The following is a 20,054-nucleotide window of genomic DNA, read 5'->3' on the forward strand; positions in this document are numbered from 1 at the left end:
CGGCTTGCTTGACTCTTTTCGAAGGCATTGCGCGCAGATCTGGTGGGCCGAATCAGGTATCGGCCAATTGTGCTAACTCCTCTGCTGTGAATTCCAGATTGGTTAGGGCTTGCAGGTTTTCGATCAATTGCTCAGGTGTGCTGACACCCACCAGCACCGAGGTGATCCGCGGGTCGCGCAGGGTCCAGGAAAGCGCCAGTTGCGAGAGGGTCTGCCCGCGGCGAGTCGCCACATTTTCAAAGGACTGAATACGCGTGTGCAGACTGTCGTTTAACGCTTGCTCCGGCAAATAGCGGCTGCCCTTGCCAATGCGCGAGTCCGCGGGGATCCCTTTGGCGTACTTGCCCGAGAGCAGCCCCTGAGCCAGCGGCGAAAAGCTGATCACCCCAGCCCCGCGATCCTGCGCCCCTTGCAGCACGCCGTTGGTTTCGATGCTGCGGTCCAGCAAGTTGTACAGCGGCTGCTGCAGCACCAGCGGCACTTGGCGCTCGTTCAACAGTACGGCGATCTCATCGGCGTGCTGTGCTGAGTAAGAAGAAATCCCCACGTACAGAGCCTTGCCCTGGCGGACCACGCTGGCCAGCGCGTCAGCGGTTTCTTCCAGCGGTGTATCGGGGTCGAAACGGTGGGAGTAGAAGACATCCACGTAGTCCAGGCCCAGCCGGGCCAGGCTCTGATCGAGGCTGGCGAGCAGGTATTTGCGTGAGCTGCCGCCCTGACCGTAAGGGCCCGGCCACATGTCCCAGCCGGCCTTGGTTGAGATGATCAATTCATCACGATGGGCGTCGAAGTCCTGTCGCAACAACCGGCCCAGATTACTTTCGGCGCTGCCATAGGGCACGCCGTAGTTGTTGGCGAGGTCGAAGTGGGTGACGCCGTGATCGAACGCGGTACGCAGAATGTTGCGCTGGCGCGTCAGCGGTGTGTCGTCGCCGAAATTGTGCCAGAGCCCGAGCGACAGTGCTGGCAACAACAAGCCACTGCGCCCGGCGCGCCGGTAATCACGGCCCTGATAGCGTTGCGGGTCGGCGGTGTAAGGGGTCAGCGGTTGACTCATTGCGCAGTGTCCTTGGTGGTCGTCCAACGGTATTCGCTCGCCGGTTTCCAGGCATCACTGAGCCGGGTTTGCTGCAGGGCCTGCTTGAGAATGGAGGGCTCGACCCACTGGTCGACATCGAACGGTTTGCGGATCAGCCGGGCGTCCGTGGCCAGTTGCACGTCTTTGCGCAGCACGCTCAGGTAGTGCTCGTCCAGCAGGGGCGAATAGATAAAACCCAGATCGCCGCCCGCCAGTGCCTCGGTCAGTACAGCTGGAGGGTAAGCCGACTGTTCGACGCTGAGGTCGATCTGCGCCTGGCGATTTTTTTCCTGCGAGAGCCAGTCCAGTGCCTGGGCCACCACCTCGACCAGCCTTTGTGTGGCTTGTGGATGGGCGTCGATAAAAGCCTGAGTCACGATCAGTCCGCCTTGTCCCGCGCCCCGGCCATTGAGTTGCTGACTGCCCAACGGAATTTCGATCAAGCCCTTCTGCTTCAGCGCAAACAGCCGCGCCGGCGCCCAGCTGGCGTCGATCTGCCGCGCCGCCAGGGCGCCGTTGACCGCGTTAAAATCAAGGTTGATCAACTTAACGTCACGCTCCTGCAAACCTGCGCTGGCGAGGACGTCGATCAAGGCGAGATGGTCGGCGGTGCCGCGCAGAATTCCCACACGCTTGCCTTTCAGGTCTTCGATGCGCTGAATCCCTGAGCCGGGAACCACGCCGAGGTAACCGTTGGTGGCGCGGCCCGTGGCCATGAGCAAACGGGTCTGCAAGCCACTGGCACGGCCGATGATCGAGGCCAGGTCACCAAGAAACGCCACGTCCAGTTGATCGTTGGACATGGCTTCATTGATCATCGGGCCGGCGCCCTTGAAGAAGTGCCATTGCACTTTGATGCCATCGGCGGCAAAGGCGTCTTCAAGCATGTGCCGGGTGTACAGCACATCGGCCACCGGACCACCGCTGACTTTCGCCCCCGCGCTCAAGTCCGGGCCGGCGATGCGAATGGTCAAACCCTCCGCGTGCGCCAGCGCCATCAGTGCCGTCAGTGGCAACACCAGCCAATATTTCAATCCGCGCAACTTCATACAGGTCTTGCCTCTTCCAATACTGCCGCGCGTCGCACCCGACGGCGTGCCGGAAAGTAGTCGGCCACTGCAAGGTGCTGCGTGCTGCGGTTGTCCCAAATCGCCACGGTATTTTTCTTCCAGCGCCAGCGCATCTGAAATTCCGGGATCTGCAGATGCTGCAGCAGTAACGCCAACAGGTGCTCGGACTCCAGGCGCGACACACCGGCGATGTGCGTGGTGAAGGCGCGGTTGACGTAAATCGACTTGTTGCCCGACACCGGATGTGTGCGGATCACCGGGTGCTGGGTCGGTCGCGGCATCACACGACGCAGACGCTCCAGCCCCTCAATGTCCAACGCCGTATCCGGGCTTCTTGCGTTGCAGAAGTCGTGAATCGCGCTGAGCTTGTCGAACACATCCTGCAGCGGCGCCGATAACGCGCGGTAGGCGGCCTCGGTGTCGATCCACAGGGTATCGCCCCCGACCTCGGGGATTTCCTCGGCATAGAGAATGCCCAGTTTCAGCGGTCGTTCGGCGAAGGTCACGTCGGCGTGCCAAGTGTCGTTGGCACCCTTGTTTTTGTCGTCGTAGGCGAAGACCACCAGTTCGCGCACCGCCGGGTCGGCTTCGAACACGGGGTGGACGTGCAGTTCACCGAGGCGTTCGGCAAAGGCTTTCTGTTGCGCGGCGCTCCAGTGCTGGTCTTCGAAGAACAGCACTTTATGCGCCACCAGCGCCGCTTCGATCTGCGCCAGGGTCGCGTCGTTGACAGCGGCCAGGTCGATGCCACTGATACGGGCGCCGAGCAGCGGGTTCACACGTTCCACGTTCAAGCTCATGGTGTTGCTCCAGCCTTGGAAGGATCAGAAATCTTTGCGCAGTTGCACGCCGAAGTAGCGTTCATCGTCACGGGGAACCACGCGGGTCGTGCTGGCTCCCGACGACAGCACGGGTGAGTAGGACTTGTCGGCGAGGTTCTTGCCGATGAACGCTACGCGCCAACCGGCGTTGTAATCCGCGAGGGCGATGCTGGCGCCCCACAGGCCGAAAGCGCCCTGCACGCTGTTGGGGTTCTGGTCGAGGCTGTATTTCACCTCGCCCTGCCAGCTGTAATCGGTGCCCAGTTCCACGTCCCAGCCGTTGTCCAGCGGGATGGTGTAGTCCGCGCGTACATAACTTTTCCAGTCGGGGGTAAAGGGCAACGGTTTGCCGTTGATGTTGCAACTGGCGGCGGCGCCTGCCGGGCATTCGAAGGCGTCGATACGCGCCCGGGTGTAGGCCAGCGCACCGGAAATTTTCAGTTGCTGGGTCGCCTGCAGCGCATAGTCGAGTTCGACGCCTTCACTGGTCACGGAGCCGGCATTGATCAGGCGAGTCACCACCGAGGTGCCGACCACGTCGAAAAAGTTCGCCTGGTAGTTGTCGTATTTGGAATGGAACACCGCCAGGTTGGCGGTCAGGCGATTGTTCCAGGCGCTGCTCTTGAGGCCCAGTTCATAGGTGTCGGAGGTTTCCGGATCGAGGGGTTCGAGGTCCACCGCCTGCATGTTGAAGTAGACGTTGTAGGCCGGTCCCTTGTAGCCCCGCGAGTACGTCACGTAGGACGTGAGGTTGTCGTTGATGTCGTATTGCAAGCCAACGCGCCCGGACACGCCGGAGTCGTCATGTGAACCCTTGCTGGCGAAAGATGGGCGCACGGAGTTGACTTCAACGGCTGAGGTGGAGACACGTCGATGGGCGTATTCGATCTCGTCCAGCGTCCAGCGCAGACCGAAGATCCCGCGCAGGTCGTCACGAAAGTTCAGGGTCGTTTCGCCAAATACTGCATAGCTGTTGTTGGTGGCGCTGTAGTCGGCGCGCCCGCTGTTGGCTACGGATCTGTTGACCGAAAGTCGCCGGTAGGTTTCTTCAGACTTGCCATGGAAGAGGTAGGTCCCAAGTACATATTCGGCGAACTGCCCCTTGGGCGATGTCAGGCGCAACTCCTGGCTGAACTGATCGTAGTCCACCTCGCCTTTGTCGTGCACAGCGGAGACGGGCAAGGCCGCCAGAAAGTCGTTATCCTGATATTGGGTGTTGTCCCAGCCTCGCCATGCACTGATCGACGTCAAGGTGTAATCGGCCAACGACCAGTCCGCTTGCAGCGACAAGCCGCGATTGGTGTCTTCGACGTAGGTCTTGTAGTCGCTCTTGATCTTGCGGTTATCGTTGCCCGGCACCACCGGCGATATTGCCGCGGCCACTGCGGCGCTGGGTTTGACCAGCACCGATGGCGTATCGTTTTCGCCGTCGCTGTAATCGCCGATCAAGGTGAACTTGAGGTCATCCTGGGGCTGGAATTGCAATTTACCGCGCACGCCTTTGCGCTCGTAACCGTTGGTATCGTGACCATTGACGACGTTTTCGACATTGCCATCGTACTCGCCAAACGAGGTGGTGAGCGAGCCCTTGAGCGTTTCGTTCAAGCGCCCGCCGAGGCCAAAGCGCATGCGGTTTTCGTTGCCGCCGCCGAAGTGCGAGTAATCGACATAGCCGTGTGGCTCGTCCTGGATGTCGCGGGTGACGATGTTGAGCACACCGGCTGACGCGTTCTTGCCGAACAGCGTGCCCTGAGGGCCGCGCAGCACTTCAATGCGATCCACGTCCAACAGGTCCAGGGTCGACTGGCCCGGACGGGCGTAGACCACGCCGTCGATCACCGTCGCAACACTCGGCTCGACGCCGGGGGAAGTGGAGATGGTGCCGATGCCCCGCACGAACAGCGAGCTGTCCTTGTTGGATGCGCTGGTGCGGTAATTCAACGTCGGAATCTGCTGAACGATCGAGCCGACACTGTTGCGGTTGTCGCGCTCCAGTTGTTCGCCATCCACCACCGTGACCGCGACCGGGACCTTTTGCAGCGACTCTTCACGGCGAGTGGCGGTGACCGTGACGGACTTGAGCGTCGGTGCCGCCTGGCTGTCTTTTTCGGCAGTCGGCTCGGCGCTCTGGGCGTAGGCACTGGGCAGGCACAACAGCCCGAGCAGGGCGCCTCGGTGGAGGGTGCTGGTGATTGGCTTCATCGATCTGATCCCCTGGTGTTTTCTAATGGCAGCCGCTGAGGCACTCGCCGACGCTCAAGGCGTACGGTCGGTGTTGTGGCTTCCCGTGATCGGGTCAGGTCGTCAAGTGGCAAGGCAAGGTGGTGGGCGGGAGCACGGTTGCTCTCGTCGGACGCTGTTTTAGCAGCGGAGCACGCCGGCTGTACAAGCCGAAAATCGCATGCCCCTCATGCATGGCGCGTCTGACGCTACTCGAGGCGTGCGCTGACCGTGGCCGTGAGCAGGATTTCGCGGGAAGAATCACCCACCTGCACGGCGTAGCGACCGGGTAGAACCTGCCAGCGTTGCTGGTCGGGATCGAAGGTCGAGAACGCTCGCTGATCCAGCTCGAATGCCACCTCGCGGCGTTCACCGGGTTGCAGGTAGAGGCTGTCGAAAGCCTTGAGCAATGGCGTCGGCAGGTGCGCCGATAACGGATGACGCAGGTACAGTTGCGGCACCACGGTCCCGGCGCGTGGGCCGGTGTTGGTCACGGTGAAGCGCACTTGCAGCGCTTTCAAGCCCTTGAAGGTGCCATCGGCAGCGGGCTTCGCGATCTCGAACCGGGGGGCGGAGAGGGTCAGGTCGGCATACGCGAAGCGGGTGTAGGACAACCCGAAGCCAAACGGGTAGGCCGCTGCCGGTGCGGTGTCGCGATTGTGGTGGCGATAACCGGTGGCCAGGCCTTCCGGATATCGCGCCACGGCGTTGATTCCGGGAAAACTGCTGAGCGCCGAAGTGGCCAGATCCGCATCGCGCACCGGGAACGACACCGGCAGTCGCCCGGACGGGTTGATCTCCCCGAGCAGTACCCGAGCAATGGCCGCGCCCGCGCGAGTGCCGCCGTACCAGGCTTCGAGCACGGCCGGCACTTGCGCTTGCCAAGGCAGGGTGACGGCACTGCCCGTGGTCAGCACCACCACTGTGCGCGGGTTGGCGGAGGCGACGGCTTTGATCAGGCGGTTCTGGTCATTCGGCAGGTCGAGGCTCGGTCGATCGTTGGCTTCGCTGGCCAGATCCCGCGCCAGCACAATCACCACATCCGCTTGCCGTGCAGCCTCGACCGCCGCCTGCATGCTTGAGTCCAGCACACTATCGGGCGCCAACAGGCCGACTTTCAAGTGGCTGCCCGTGGCCAACGGCTGGTGTTCCAGGGCGATCCGATGCAGGCCGGCGCTGAGCGCAATAGAACGCTGGACCCGACCGTCCGAACGTGTTGAATCGAGCGTCAGCACCGTTTCGCCGTCAATCTGCAAACGGGCCTGCCCCGCCCCGACCAGGTCCACGCCATAGTCGCCATCGGCGCTGATCCGCAGCCATCCTTGCCACTGAACTGAGCGGACATTGGCGGGCGGCAGTTGATAACGGGACACGCTGGATAAAGCGAAATCCTCAAACCCCCGTGACGGGGTGAAACACAGGCAAGTGTCAATCCGTTTCAGCGTCTGCTTGTCCGTCGTGCGGTAGATCGCCTGAATCCCCGGCGTGCCCTGCGTGTCGGCCTGAAGCATGGCCGTTGGCAGCGGCGGATAACCCGGCGCCACCGACACAGCAGACACCGCATCGGTGCCCGGCTCGAACACAATGCGCGTCGACGGCAGCCTGTCGCGCAGCGCTTGCAACAGCGTGTCCTTGCCCTCCACCGCTGGATTGGCCGGGCCACCGGCCGTGCGGGTGTCGGCGGCGCTGGCTCCGATCACGGCCAAAGTGCCGATGTCCGATGCCAGTGGCAGCAGATCGTGACTGTTCTTCAGCAGCACAATGCTGCGCTCGGCGACCTGTTGCGCCTGGACGGCGTGGGCTCGCAAATCGGTGGCGGTGCGTTGCGGCGGGTGGTCGAAAATACCGTAGCGCATCATGGTTTCGAGGATGCGCAACACCGCCCGGTCCACCGCTGATTCAGGGAATTGTCCAGAGCGAACCGCCGCGATCAGGCGCTGGCCGAATTGGCTCTCGACGCGAAACTCCTGATCCACGCCGATCCTTAGCGAGTCCATGCTGTGGCTGGCGCCGGCGTCTGTGCGCACAATGCCGTTGAAGCCCCACTGCGTGCGCAACAGTTTCTCGATCAGGTCCCGGTCATCGCAGGCGTGTACGCCGTTGATCTTGTTGTACGCACACATCACCATCGCGACCTTGCCGTCCTGCACCACGTCCTGAAACGGTGCCAGGTACAACTCGTTGAGGGTGCGCCGATCAATTCTTGCGTCGACCGTCAGCCGGTCCTTTTCCACGGTATTGACCGCGAAGTGCTTGGCATCGGCCAGTACCTGATGGCGCTGCACGCCCTGGACATACGCGGTAGCCATCGCCGAGACCAGCACCGGGTCTTCGCCGAAGGATTCGTGGGCCCGTCCATGACGTGGATCGCGCAGCACATCGACGTTAGGGCCGTGGATCACGCCGTAACCGAGGTCGCGGGTTTCGCCACCGATCACCTCGCCATAAGCCAGCGCCAAAGGTCGGGAAAACGTTGCCGCCAGGGCGACCGAGGCCGGCATCTGGGTCACGGCCGTGCTGCCAATCATGATCCCGCTGGGCGTGTCGCCCTGGGTCATGGCTGGAATACCTAGACGCGGATTGCCTTCGACGTAGACCTGCCACTGCTGATTGCCCTCGACTTTGCTGCCATAGCCGTAGAGCAACGCCGACTTTTCTTCCAGGGTCATGGCGCCGAGCAGTTGCCGGGCTCGGGTGGCCGGGGAGTGGGATGGGTCGAGCCAAGGTGATTGCGCGGCAGCCACGGGTAACGCGCAGGCGCTCAGCAGAAACGCCAGTGCACGGAATGGGGAAGGCATGTCGATAAGGTCCTTAAGCGGCGGAATCGGCAAGGAGGGATATGGTTATAAAAAAATGATATTTAAAGTCAAAAAGTTATTAATGTACTTTCTACTCGCCTGCTGTAGTCAGGGATATAGCCCGCACCCCTACGCCTTGTGAAACGCATTCTATGCATCACCGTCATTCCCTATGAGACTGGCCATGGACCTGCATCAACTTCGACACTTCCTTGCGCTTGCCGAGCATGGCAATTTCACCCGGGCGGCAGAGGCCACGTTCATTACCCAGTCGGCATTCAGTCGCAGCATTCAGGCGCTGGAGCAAAACCTCGGCTGTCAGTTGGTGGAGCGCGGCACCGGCGGTCGTGGTTTTGCACTGACGGCCCAGGGCCGAGCGTTGCGCGTCCGTGCTCGCGAGATCATCGACGAGGTCAGCAGCTTGCGCGCCGACATCCTCGGCCTGGAGCAGGAGCCGGCGCCGCTACTGAGCCTGGGCTGCGGCCCGTTACCTGCCGCTCGCCTGGTCCCTGCCGCTCTGGCTGAATTCGTTGATCTCAACCGCGATACCCGCATAGACCTACGCGTCGATGCGCCGGACGTGCTCAAGGAGTGCCTGGACAACGGTGAGATCGAATTCTTGATCGCCGACCTGCGGCATATCGAAACCAGCAAAGGCTACGTCACTCAGGCCTTGCGCCCGAGGCGCTTCCAGTTGTTCTGCCGCCGGCATCACCCCTTGCAGACGGCGAATGACCTGTCTTTTCGCGCACTGGCCGACTACCCGCTGGCCTGTTCGTCACTGCCCGCCGAGCTACGGGTGCTGCTGTCTGAACGCGCCGGCAGAGATTTATTGCCGATCAATATGGAATGCAAACACACCGATATCCTCATCCAGATGGTGACCAGTTCCGACTTGGTGGGCATTGCGGCGGAAGACGTGGTGGCCCACCTCGTGTCGCACGGTATCGTCGAACGCTTGAGCTTCGTCGATGCGCCGCAAGGGCTTCTGATCGGTGGTACGTGTTTCGGAGTGGTTTACCGGGCTGACCGGCGACTGTCCAGGCGGGCTATGGACGTTATCGAAACCATCGGCCGTATCGACGCCACCTACATTGCAACCGATCTAGCCGCGGCACAAACATTTGATCTGGCCATCTAGCTGGCTGCTCGGCACAGAGAGTCCCGGGGGGACCGCGGGTGGGCACGAATGGAAAATACCAGTATTGAGTGCACCGACAAACAACGCTGGTTTGCGCTCACCAAGATAAACACGCTCTCGGCCCTGTCGCAGATCGTGCAGATTGGTACCGTCACTCCGTTGCTGTCGCTTTCGCTGGAGCAGCAAGGGGTCGAGCCGGCAAAGATCGGGGTGATTGTCAGTGCCTCGTGGTTGGCGATCCTGCTGCTCTACAAATGGGTTCCGCGTTTTCTGGCCCGCCTGGGGCTCGTCAAGGCGAATATCCTCAGCGCAGCGCTGACGATTGCTGCGTTGATCGGTATGACCTTGACGACCCATTTGGTACTGATTTTTTCGCTGAACTTCGTGCTCGGTATTGGCTTGATCCTGCGCTGGATTGCCTGCGATACGTGGATCGTCGCGGTCGCCTCGAAAGACGAGCGCGGGCGTGCGATCGGCGTACATGAGACCTTGATGGGCCTGGGTATTGCTGTCGGGCCGCTGCTTTTGGTTGTATTTGGCGTGGGGAGCGCTGCGCCCTACTACGCCAGTGCGGCGATCGTGTTGGTGTCGGGCGCGCTGGCACTAACCCTCAACGCGTACGATACGCAACCGCAAACCCCGGCGGAAAAACGCCATGGCAAGTTGTTCAGCATCATTCCGACGGCACTGTGTGGCGCGTTTATCGCAGGTTTTTCGGAGACCTCATCTGTGTCGTTTCTTGCAGGCTACAGCCTATCGGCCGGCTATCTGTTGACCGCCGCTACCTTGCTGATATCGGTGTTCGGCATTGGAGGCACCGTTCTGCAACTACCTATCGGCTGGATGGCCGACCGCAGTTCCTACAAAGTCGGTCAATTAGTCTGCGGCTCGATACTTTTGCTGGGCACGCTGGCCATTCCGCTCAGCCAGCCGCTTCCTTGGTTGGCGACGATTATCGTGTTCCTCTGGGGGGGCGCCATTGGCGGCATGAACACCCTGGCCGTGATCGAGGCGGGAGACCGGGTTGGCGAACATCAAGTGTCCACCGCAATGACGGCGATTGCGATGTTCTACACCTTGGGGAGCGTATTGGGGCCCGTCGCCACAGGTGCGACAGTGTCATACATCAGCGAGCATGGACTGATGATCTCGGTGGGGATCGTGGGTGCGGTTTTCATTGCGATGTTGATTTTGCGTAGAGTCCCCGCACGGGAGTGAGTTGCGTTGGTACCCTTGTTTAGTGCCGTATCCCTGAAAGCTTACTGAATCTCAGGCACAAAAAAAGACGTCCGTGGACGTCTTTAGATGATGAAGTGGCGGCCGGGGTAATCTGAATTTGCTTATTAACCTACTGATTTAATTGGCTAATATGACTTATTGTTTTTGTTTGGAATACCAATTGGAATACCGGTTTGAATTGGATTTACATTTGAGCACCTGTTTTACCTAATCTGATTCAGCAGGGCGTTCGAGTTCGTTCAGTCCTCCGTCTCAAGATTGACCAGCAAGTCGTTCAGATGGGTGAGGATCTGAAAAAGACCGGTATTTCCCATTTGTGGAACGTCTCAGATCTCCCAGGTAGCTCTCGAGTGCCTGTGTGACTGCTTGCTGCGAATTTGCAGCGGAGCTCCCGAACGCCATCCGCATAGATATATCCACATCACTTCGAGCCCTGACCCGATCCGAGATCAGCTCGAACGGATAGCGCCTTAAAATCAACAGTACTGCTTCTTCGAGGCAGATCAGCCGAGGCCATAGCGCGTCTACCACTGGATGCCCCTCAATACCGGATAAGGCGATGTACGCCCGCTTATCCCCGCTTACCATCTTGTCGTCGTTGCCCTGCGAGAGGGCTGCGAACAGAACAGCCTCGCCAGAATCGATATCTGGACGGTCCATTTGAAGCAGGTTGTTAGCGGCGTCGGGTGTTAGATTGATCTCCACAGCAGCACAAATTAACGCTTGTGCGAGCAAGACCGCTTCTCGACTGCCTAGTTTTTTGAGCGCTTTCTGGTCGTGCTGAATGGCTAACTGAAATTTTAGCTGGGGAAGTATTGCGAAGTCTCTGAAGCTGCAATCAAGGGATCCAGCAAACTCATCCAGTAGCAGATATTGGCAGAGCTTTCGGGCTGCATCACTGTCGAGTAGATACAAGTGCTTTACTCGTGAAAGCCTTGAATGATCAAGGCGTACTCACGATTCTCGTCGCTGAGACGCTGAAGATCTGTATTGGCTAAAAACCTTTCCTCAATCACTTCCAGCGCATTGGTTTGTGAGCGGCTGTAGCCGAGTGCCATATTTGCCCGCATCCAGTCATCATGAGTCTTTGCATAGGAGAGGATGAGGTGGCCAGGATCAATGCCGAGTTCACGACCACGTAAAGCAGCAGTTGAAGCCAGCGCCACCGCGGAGTCGGCACGAATCGCCACAGTCGTGTCGCTGTGGCAATTACGGATCAGCAATAGTGCAAACGTATCCGCTTGTTTCTCTTCTGCGTCCTTACGTCCAAATTTTGAGCCCGCTAAGGTATCAGTTACCTCAATGAGATCCTCGTCGATAAGCACGCTATCTCCATTCACATGCTCGCAGAGGATATGGCCGAGCTCATGGGCCAGAACAAAGAGCTGGCGGGAGTGCTGACCATGCTGCAGACCGAGCACGATAGCTGGCCGCCCCTCGATGCTCAGAGCCATCCCAGTTATTCGCTTGCTGGTTTTCGGGAGGCTACTCAAGAAGAGTACCGGTATTCCGGACATCCAGCACAGATCGAGCAGGCCAGCGAAGTCGACATAATCTCTACCCGAAATGGCCAAGATTTTTTCGCGAACGGCCCGAGGATCGGTCGGTAACTGGGAATACGGCTGTTTGGTGCAGAACAGGGCCAGTTTGCTCAGGGCAACTCCCAAACTGGCAGCCACATTCAACTCGGCTTCACGAGTATCGCTGCGATGCTTGAAGCGGGAATGGGCGGGCTCCGCATTTATGACTAGGCCGCCGCCGGTATCGATATGCACATTCAGACCTAATCGCTGCTTGAGGATGAGCGCGAATTGCATAACACCCGCTGCAGACTTAAAAAGGCTGTTGTCCCACCATTCGGGGAGCAGCTTTTCCACGTAGGCTCGGGGATAACCTGCGGCTTTTAGTGTTTCAAAAGCTGCCTTAGCTGACATAGGAGTTGTATCTTGCATCACACCCCTCCTTTGCTCAGGTATGCTTCATTTCCGTATACGGGTTTCGGTATGGGGAAAAAGCAGGTCAGCTAGGCGCCGTGCATGCTTGCCTGTGCTCTCCGCTCATCAGAACTCCTACGCTCTGCGGGGCCGAGAAGTCTCATTCAGCTCAATATTTGCGTGATGAATGAAGCGTCCTGCTTTCACGCCTTCGCCTGTTGAGTAGGATCAGATGGGGTGTGGACTGCCCATTCCTATACCGTTGACGATGTCTACGCTGGTGGTTAAGGCATTGGCCTGCGAAGGTGCGTCGGAATTCAATTGCCATCTGTCAACGGGTTTAGTGCTTTTCCAAGCGCATAACCTAGCATTTTTTTATAAAGTCCTGAAGCGGATATTATTCCCCTGGCTTGGACAGCTTTGATATAAAATTTTACGTTGCCCAGGATGGCCATAGACACTACGTAAGAGCATCAACCATGCGTGAAACCGAGATCAAGCGAGCCCTAACTACCCACCTCGGATCAACCCAGGCCTGCATGGCCAACCTTTTCTTGGAAGAGTTGGAACTCAATGGTGGAGAGGTCCGAGCAGACTTGGTGGATGTGCACGAGATGCACTGCTATGAGATCAAAAGCGAAACGGATTCGCTGAGGCGCTTGATCGGCCAAGGTTCCCGGTATGCGCGCGTTTTTGACCGCATTACGTTGGTTACCGCAGAGCGTCACTTAAAAAAGGCCCTCCCACTTCTTCCCTTGTGGTGGGGCATCATGGTGGTTCCCGGCACAGAGGAAGGTGCGTTTAAAATGATTCGTGCCGCCAAGCCTAATAAGCGACATGAGCCCCAGGTTCTGGCCAGTCTGTTGAAGCGGGACGAGGCGTTGAGGCTACTGGGTGAGCTGGGGTTGGTCCGAGGGTGGAAGAGCAAGAGCCTCTACCTAATCCACGCGCATCTCGCAGACATGCTTAGTGTGGAAGAACTACGCACCCAAGTTCGGAGCTACCTGATTCGCAGAGCGGAAGGTATTGAGCACTTTGAGCCAGACCTGTTCAATACTGTTCTATGATCACCACCGCAATGTGGTGAATCCAGCCTTCAGTGACGTGATAGGTACCAGCCTTCTTTTGGCGAGCAGGAGTGGATTTATCCGCCCTCACTGCGATCATGTGATCTCCTGTTGAGTAGCGTTTTCCCTTGAAGCTATCTTCGTAGACTGTCAAAAACAGAACCGATAACTCTTCGGAGTGCTTCTTACTGTTGCCATCAGCACGCAGTACGAGCCAGTCGTCAGGGCGAGCGTAGCGTATAGCAACCCAGCCCCCACGTTTTGTTAGCGTCTCCTCCGTCCATTCCGGTGATATCACCCCATAGTCGGAATAGCCGATTACCAGGTCCTCCGCGTTATCCTGAATATCCTTCCAGAGTTGCCAGTCCCTCCGGTCAAACTCCCCGACCTGAATTTTCGCTAGTGAAATAGGAAAGGCTCCCGAGGCAAGGTGCAGACTTAGTAGTCCTTCGTGTTGCAGCTCGCGCAGGACTCCTGTGAGCCGATCAGTATCCTTACGTGTCCACTCTCTCGGAGTGATGCCCAAGTCAACAATCAGCCGGACCGAAACCCCTAATGTTTTAGCTAGGCTCAGCGATTTCTTTGCTTGCTCGAGAACGCCTGCTGCCTCTCCGAGCCCTGGAGCACGGACTCGTAGCGCGATGACCTGAAATGGCTTCAGCGCCTGCTGAAGCGTATCAGACAGCTCAGTCATGTCTCTGGAATCGACTACGGGCGTGACGGGATAGCTATGAGCACCTGCGTGTCGGAGAAAAGCATCAAACTCTACCATTCGGGCGCTTGAGAGCCGGCCCTCAGGGTCTGCGTAGTCGATCAGTGCAGGGTGTCTCCAATACTTGCCCAGGCCCTGCATAAGATCGAGGTGTTGAGTCGTTTTACGGACCTCGATGCAGGGGAGAGTGGCCTCGACGAATCGATCATCCAGTCCTTGAAGAGCATACTGCTCAAATTGTTGCCACTTAATAATCGGCATGTATTGAGGATGTTGCGGATGTCTAGCAGTCATATCCTTCCCTGGGCTGGCCAAATGCTATATCAGTATCACATAAATCGTGCGTGGTTTTTCCTCCTTGCGCTACCTGCGTGTTGGTATGGGTAACTTCTGTACCGGGGAGGGCATTCAGCTAGTCGTTTGGTACTCAAGTCATTGAGGGCGCAGTCCTTGGAAAATCCCAGCGCTCTGAAACGCGCGTTGTAGCTTTCAGGTAATGCGAATAGCAAAATACACTGGTCTCAAACGCCAATTGTGCGAATGAAAGCCGAAACGGGGTTGAGGGTACATATCGGCGATCCCAGGCAGCGTAGCCATAATGTTTGTTGCTTCTTTCCAGTCGAACGTTAGGCCCTCCAATACACGCGCCTGAATTGTCGCTCGCTCTGCTGGCTGAATCTGGCCGCAGAACCGCTCAAGCTGTAGGTTCTCGTTAACCTCACAGATGAAGTGTTGATCCTCTCTACGCGGCAATTCGGTAATGTCAAACCAGAGCGACTGAGCGCGGGCTTGATCAAAAATATTGTTAGTCAGCGAAATGCCGCAAAAGGTTGGGACGCCCATCAGTGCTGCTTGGTGGGACACCCAGAAAAATCTCTCGTATATCGTTCCGTGAATTCGACGAGATCCAACCTTATCGATTTTCGGTCTCCGAGCGAAGAACGCGACTAAGCGAAAGCTTTCACCTGTCATAGACTCAAGACCTAAAAGGGTATTTTCACGTCGCCCAGAGAAGGCGATAGGAACCACGGTCCCCAATGGTGCGAGTAGCTCAGCAAACTTCGGGACTAGCGCGTATTCGGCAGTTTTATCTGAATAAAAACCCGTCAAATTATCCTCCTGACATCAATGGGGGAGGGTTTGTGTCAGCAAGAGTGATGCAGGGCTTCGCTCGATGATAGGTCGTTGTGGGCTGTCTGTGATAGCTTTCTGATACTGATCTCCGCTGAGGACCGCACCGATGTTTAAAAGCAAAGGTACGGAGTTTTGGCTTGAAGCTGCATCGCGTGATAGACCTTTTTTATGGCGACTGTGGTCACTCCTCTGATGCAGGGTCTTTCATCAATGCACTCCTTAGGTAACCAATGAGTCTTGCCGGTGTTCGTTCAAATCGAGGGGATAGCTATCAGACACTGATCGCTATGCGATGGGCTATAACGATTCTCTCTGATGCCGAGTACCAATGGCTGGAGGTTGACTCCACTCGTTGGTTAGTTGATGACGTGGTTATCGGAAAGGCCGATGGATCGATCATTTGCTGTCAGTGCAAAAAAAATCAGCCTGATTTCAAGCCGTGGACGGTTGTCGATCTTTCAAGTGAGCTTGAAAAGGCGTCCCGTCTATTAGCGGGGGATTTGAACGCAGAGGTGCGTTTCTATTCGCGGGGTACGTTCGGTCTCATGGCTAAGCTGCGAGAGCATTGCGCAACGCAGCCCGATGAGAAGAGCTACCTAGACAGCCTTACAGCGGAGCATGCGACAACTGATGCCTCTTTGGGCCGTACCTTCAACACCACCGTATCGCTTACTACCTATGATTTCTTAGGCCGTACTACCTTCCACAACACAGATGATTTCAGTGATCTTGAAGGGGCCTTGCTAGAGCGGCTGCGTCTTCTGGCGACCAATGTGCAGACTGCTTACGACACCCTTTGGCACCGTCTCGATCAACTGGGCTCGCGGCTGCCCTCGGTCGGCTCAAAGGCGGCGTCTGTTCAGCATCGATTGACGAGGGGGGACCTCGTTGCGCTGCTTAAACAATCAGGGTCAATGCTTGCGCCGCATATGGACGAGTCTGAAATTCGCGCCTCGCTTAACGACGTATCTGCTGTTGGGCGGAATTGGCGGCGCGAAACAGGTGGAAGGCGGTTTCCAAGCCATGTCGTTGATGATTTACTTTCTGCTATTCACAATAGGAAGCGCTCTATCCTGCTCACTGGGTTGCCAGGATCGGGAAAAACGTGCGCCCTTCTAGCTGTGCAAGAAGCACTGGAACTCCGAGCCAAATGTGATAGCTCATTAGTGCCTTTGTTCATCCAGTCCCGAGAGTTTGCCGACCTTGCGACTGCACAGGATCGCCAGGCTCAGGGTTTATGCGAAGACTGGGTAGAAAAGGTTGCTCGCCTTGCTGACAAAGCTCACGTTGTCATTGTTGTTGATTCGCTCGATGTACTGTCAATCTCGCGCGAGCACGCGGCACTAACGTATTTCTTGGCGCAAATCGACAGGCTATTGTTTATCGAGAACGTGACCGTACTGACGGCCTGCCGTGATTTTGACCGTCGCTACGACCGTCGTCTGGCAGCGCGAGTGTGGGAGTGTGAGCTGGCTTGCCAACCTTTGGATTGGGACTGCGAAGTGCTGCCGTTGCTTCAGTCACTTGATATTGATACTGCGGGAATAGACGTATCAACGCGCGCACTCATTCAAAATCATCGAGAACTTGCGATCTTCATCGAGCTTGCGCAGTTTGAGGGCGGGTTTAGTGTTGTGACTAGCCAGGCGCTGGCACAGCGTTACCTGGATACATTGGTTCGTGCAGACGCGAGATTGGGCGATGTAGCGCTTGAAGCAATAGAGTCAGTCGCGGACGAGATGCTTCGTACTCGCAGCCTCACTATCCCTGCTCAGCGATTCGGTGGGTTGCAAAGTGTCTTGCGTGTACTGCTCAGTCACAACGTGCTGCATCAAGCTTTGGACGGCCGGGTGGGGTTTGGCCACCAGACTTTGCTTGATGTGCTAGTGATCAGCTCAGCCATTCGAAGGGGAGTGACACTGAACGGGTTTATCCTGAGCTCGTCACCTGCGCCATTCATCAGGCCGAGTATTCGAAGTTTCGTAGCGCAGTTGGCTGTCGGTGATCGTCGGGTGTTTCGAACTCAGTTGCGCGCTGTTCTTATGGGGAAGTGCTCATTCCATGTGCGTCGCCTTGTGGCGGAATCATTCGCGGATCGACCGCCCCATAATGATGACTGGCCGCTACTTCGCGATCTCCGTAGAGATTGTAATGATGTGTTTCAGGTCATCTATTTGCAAGGCAAGGCGGTCGAGTGGGGCGAGTTTTGGTCTACGCATTTAGTACCTGTGCTGAGGGCTGAGCGGGACCAAGAAGCGCTGATGATGCATCTGCACAGATCTTCAGTGTGGGTCAATCAGACTCCATTATTGGTCTTGCCATTCTGGACCGAACTGCTTGAGGCCGACTGGATGGATCAAGGCCTTGTTGCAAGCAGGCTGGGGTACTTGCTGTCCGATGTAGCGCCTGAACATGCAATTCTTACCGTGAAGTTGGTGGAGGCACTTCTTCGTATACCTGTGCATGAGCATAGCCACCTTGGGCGATCCATCGCGCGTTGCATCGCCGTTGGTCTCTTATCAGATGAGGTGCTGTGGACGTTTGTTACCGGTGGAGTTACTGAGGATGACGTGCGTGATCTTCATCATATTGGCGCGAAGCTTAGGTGGCAGGATTATGAATTCGGTGATCAATGCAAGCATTACATTGCCGAGCGTATGAAATCCTCTGTAGAGCTATTGAATCTTGCAATTCATTCTATAGAAGATTGGAGTCGATTCAGGATATCGGAAATTGGAGAGTGGGCAGCTGATAGCTCGGGATTCTTGCGGAGTACTTCGTATAGGGCTATTCGCACCCAAGATGATTTCCAGCATGTAGAAGCAGATAGCCTACTCATGAGCGCAATTGAAGCGGCTGTGCTCAACCATGCTTCACTTGATTCTAAATGGTGGCGAGGCAATCGTGAACGGCTCTGTCTCAGCCATGAGGGGGCGTTGCGCTATTTTGGAATACTCGCGTGCAAAGAAGCCCCGTCTCTCAATGCCGATCTTTCAGTACGATTGTTCTGTGATCAGTCCTTGGAGGATTCCGAGTTTCTCTACGAGCTAGGTTGTCTTGCCAAGGTTGTGTTTGTTCATTTTGATTCGAGCCAACAGGACGCTGTAAACGCGGCGGTATTCGCTATTGGTGAGTGTGATGACCAAGACGAGCAAGAGATCTCATGGCGGCGAAGTGTTCAGGCACGGCTTATTGCATGTATTCCATGTCATTTGCGTCCGATAAACGCTCAGTTGCTACTTGAAGAAGTAATTGAGAGCGAGGGGATCTTCAATGATGCGCCACCAATTCGGGCTTGGAGTGGGATGGTTTCAGCTCCTTTCCCATATAGCGTATTCCTCGAAACGAGTAACCATGGGGTACTGCGGCTCCTAAAGCACTACGCCGGATACGCGCGTGCGTTTGAAGAACACTTGATCGGCGGCAAGGATGAAGTTGCCTCGATGCTTCGAGAGGCAGCGTCTCGCGATCCAGATCGTTTTTTGGGAATTATGTTGGAAAGTTGGGATGACATTGCACCACTTTTTCGCGACGCAATCATGAGCGGATCTGGTAATTGCTTAGCTCATCTTTACGGTAATTTGCGGTCAGAGAGTTCCTGGGAGCCATTTGCCGCTGTAGATGGACCTACATTGGCAGGAAAGATTATTCACGAACTTGGTTACAATGCAAAATATTGGCGACAGAACCGCGCTGCGTCGAACGCTCTGAACGCATGTGCTCATGTGATTGAGGACGTCGACCAGGTTCAACGCCTGGTTAGTTTGGGGGCGGAGTTTTTGAAGATGCGTGAGGAGGTGCCTATCAGTGGTGATGGGGTCGACCATCTTGATGTTGGGATCAATATGGCTCGTGGGCATATTGCCGAGGCGCTGGTGATTCTGGCTACTAACTTGCTGGACGATGGTACACCGCTGCCTGACGCATTACTGCGACTTTTGTTCGATTTTGCTGATGAGGGAAATCCAGCTATAGCCGCTGTGATTATTCGGCGCTTGGCGTACCTGCAGAGTTTGGACTCCAACGTGGGCTGGGATTTGTTCGATCGCTGCATGAAAGGCAGCACGTCTGGGCTGTGGGGAGGGGCGGAGCCATGTCTCTATTACGCTTACCATAATGATTTTGAGCGCGTTTCGAAATGGTTGCGGCGTCTTCGCTTGGAAGGGGTTGGTAAGGATTTCGAGACTTGGGGAAGAATATCCGCTTTAGCCGCCTTACCTCATCACGGTCGTACTTCCGAGCTAATGATTGAGCTGTCTGCAATAAATGAAGTTTCTGCATGGCATGGAGCTTCAGCCGTATGGGCGAACGCCCAGAACTTCGGCAGGTATCGTACCCAATGTATTGCAGGTCTTGAATATGGCCTGTCCGTCGGTTCGCATGTCAGCGCTGTCGTGCAGCGAATGAGCCAGCTGTTTCGTAGCGATGTGACGGGCGTACCTTCTGATCTCATCCGTTGCTATTTCGCCTCTCGGGAGGCGAGTAGCGATGGCGCCAATGCATATATCTATGGTCTAGATGAATGGTTAAGCGCTACTGCGCAGCGAGATCCCGCGGAGGCTCTTACGGTCTTTGAACTGTACCTTGACTATGTGCGAGAGAAAGGCGCACACATGTACGACCATGGTGGAAATTTCACTCAGTTACTTACCCGGCTGTTTGCAGAAGCGGAAGAGTGGGAAGAAACCGATGGAGGGGCGATGCTTCAGCGTGTCGTTTCGGTGCAGGACGAATTGTTGTCTCGTGGAGTTTCAGGTATCAGTGATTGGCTTGCGGCAGCTGAGCGACCTTGAAAACAATGTAGGCATCTGATGTTTATGATGGCTGTAGGATATATAAG

Annotated in this window: 13 protein-coding genes; 4 read left to right on the forward strand and 9 right to left on the reverse strand. The window is 56.7% G+C overall.

Features of this window, described 5'->3' with window-relative positions:
• Positions 1-52: 52 nt before the first annotated feature.
• From mgrA to J4E63_RS24185, 5 genes are all read right to left on the reverse strand, one after another.
• Entirely contained in the window at positions 53-1,057 is a 1,005-nt protein-coding gene (gene mgrA, locus J4E63_RS24165; protein WP_207283572.1) for an L-glyceraldehyde 3-phosphate reductase, read from the reverse strand.
• On the reverse strand, positions 1,054-2,127 hold the full coding sequence (locus tag J4E63_RS24170) for an ABC transporter substrate-binding protein (RefSeq protein WP_207283573.1): 1,074 nt from the start codon (positions 2,125-2,127) through the stop codon (positions 1,054-1,056). Before J4E63_RS24170 ends, mgrA begins: the two co-directional genes overlap by 4 nt.
• Positions 2,124-2,948, reverse strand: a complete 825-nt coding sequence (locus J4E63_RS24175; protein WP_207283574.1) for a TauD/TfdA family dioxygenase — start codon at positions 2,946-2,948, stop codon at positions 2,124-2,126. Before J4E63_RS24175 ends, J4E63_RS24170 begins: the two co-directional genes overlap by 4 nt.
• 24 nt (positions 2,949-2,972) lie before the next feature.
• Positions 2,973-5,171 (reverse strand): TonB-dependent receptor, encoded by a 2,199-nt coding sequence (locus tag J4E63_RS24180; protein WP_207283575.1) that lies wholly within the window; start codon positions 5,169-5,171, stop codon positions 2,973-2,975.
• A 227-nt stretch (positions 5,172-5,398) separates the two neighbouring features.
• Positions 5,399-7,987, reverse strand: coding sequence for a glycoside hydrolase family 3 protein (locus tag J4E63_RS24185; protein ID WP_207283576.1), 2,589 nt, complete (start codon positions 7,985-7,987; stop codon positions 5,399-5,401).
• 184 nt (positions 7,988-8,171) lie between these two features.
• Here J4E63_RS24185 and J4E63_RS24190 point away from each other — a divergent pair, with 184 nt between their 5' ends.
• Positions 8,172-9,128: a LysR family transcriptional regulator gene (locus J4E63_RS24190; RefSeq protein ID WP_207283577.1), complete on the forward strand. Its 957-nt coding sequence runs from the start codon at positions 8,172-8,174 to the stop codon at positions 9,126-9,128.
• Positions 9,129-9,176: 48 nt separating this feature from the next.
• On the forward strand, positions 9,177-10,346 hold the full coding sequence (locus J4E63_RS24195; RefSeq protein WP_207283578.1) for an MFS transporter: 1,170 nt from the start codon (positions 9,177-9,179) through the stop codon (positions 10,344-10,346).
• A 273-nt stretch (positions 10,347-10,619) separates the two neighbouring features.
• Here J4E63_RS24195 and J4E63_RS24200 read toward each other — a convergent pair whose 3' ends face one another.
• A complete protein-coding gene (locus tag J4E63_RS24200) occupies positions 10,620-11,282 on the reverse strand; it encodes a hypothetical protein (RefSeq protein WP_207283579.1) in 663 nt (220 codons plus the stop codon).
• A gap of 5 nt (positions 11,283-11,287) precedes the next feature.
• Positions 11,288-12,319, reverse strand: a complete 1,032-nt coding sequence (locus tag J4E63_RS24205) for an ImmA/IrrE family metallo-endopeptidase (protein WP_207283580.1) — start codon at positions 12,317-12,319, stop codon at positions 11,288-11,290.
• 461 nt (positions 12,320-12,780) lie between these two features.
• On the opposite strand from J4E63_RS24205, the gene J4E63_RS24210 reads away from it, so the two are divergent.
• On the forward strand, positions 12,781-13,368 hold the full coding sequence (locus tag J4E63_RS24210) for a sce7726 family protein (protein ID WP_207283581.1): 588 nt from the start codon (positions 12,781-12,783) through the stop codon (positions 13,366-13,368).
• Here the strand turns inward: J4E63_RS24210 and J4E63_RS24215 are convergent.
• Together J4E63_RS24215 and J4E63_RS24220 are read right to left on the reverse strand one after the other, a co-directional pair.
• Positions 13,352-14,374: a beta family protein gene (locus J4E63_RS24215; protein ID WP_207283582.1), complete on the reverse strand. Its 1,023-nt coding sequence runs from the start codon at positions 14,372-14,374 to the stop codon at positions 13,352-13,354. The two genes, J4E63_RS24210 and J4E63_RS24215, sit on opposite strands and share 17 nt — an antisense overlap.
• Before the next feature lie 195 nt (positions 14,375-14,569).
• Positions 14,570-15,190 (reverse strand): hypothetical protein, encoded by a 621-nt coding sequence (locus tag J4E63_RS24220; RefSeq protein ID WP_207283583.1) that lies wholly within the window; start codon positions 15,188-15,190, stop codon positions 14,570-14,572.
• Between the two features lie 254 nt (positions 15,191-15,444).
• On the opposite strand from J4E63_RS24220, the gene J4E63_RS24225 reads away from it, so the two are divergent.
• Entirely contained in the window at positions 15,445-20,007 is a 4,563-nt protein-coding gene (locus J4E63_RS24225; protein WP_207283584.1) for an AAA family ATPase, read from the forward strand.
• The last annotated feature ends 47 nt before the right edge of the window (positions 20,008-20,054 follow it).

Origin of the sequence: Pseudomonas sp. FW300-N2F2, assembly GCF_017351655.1 — a bacterium.
Classification (GTDB): Bacteria; Pseudomonadota; Gammaproteobacteria; order Pseudomonadales; family Pseudomonadaceae; genus Aquipseudomonas; species Aquipseudomonas fluorescens_AA.

Coding starts and splice junctions, on each gene's coding strand:
- mgrA (WP_207283572.1), bottom strand. CDS start 1,057: ATGAGTCAACCGCTGACCCCTTACACCGCCGACCCGCAACGCTATCAG.
- J4E63_RS24170 (WP_207283573.1), bottom strand. CDS start 2,127: ATGAAGTTGCGCGGATTGAAATATTGGCTGGTGTTGCCACTGACGGCA.
- J4E63_RS24175 (WP_207283574.1), bottom strand. CDS start 2,948: ATGAGCTTGAACGTGGAACGTGTGAACCCGCTGCTCGGCGCCCGTATC.
- J4E63_RS24180 (WP_207283575.1), bottom strand. CDS start 5,171: ATGAAGCCAATCACCAGCACCCTCCACCGAGGCGCCCTGCTCGGGCTG.
- J4E63_RS24185 (WP_207283576.1), bottom strand. CDS start 7,987: ATGCCTTCCCCATTCCGTGCACTGGCGTTTCTGCTGAGCGCCTGCGCG.
- J4E63_RS24190 (WP_207283577.1), top strand. CDS start 8,172: ATGGACCTGCATCAACTTCGACACTTCCTTGCGCTTGCCGAGCATGGC.
- J4E63_RS24195 (WP_207283578.1), top strand. CDS start 9,177: ATGGAAAATACCAGTATTGAGTGCACCGACAAACAACGCTGGTTTGCG.
- J4E63_RS24205 (WP_207283580.1), bottom strand. CDS start 12,319: ATGCAAGATACAACTCCTATGTCAGCTAAGGCAGCTTTTGAAACACTA.
- J4E63_RS24210 (WP_207283581.1), top strand. CDS start 12,781: ATGCGTGAAACCGAGATCAAGCGAGCCCTAACTACCCACCTCGGATCA.
- J4E63_RS24215 (WP_207283582.1), bottom strand. CDS start 14,374: ATGACTGCTAGACATCCGCAACATCCTCAATACATGCCGATTATTAAG.
- J4E63_RS24225 (WP_207283584.1), top strand. CDS start 15,445: ATGAGTCTTGCCGGTGTTCGTTCAAATCGAGGGGATAGCTATCAGACA.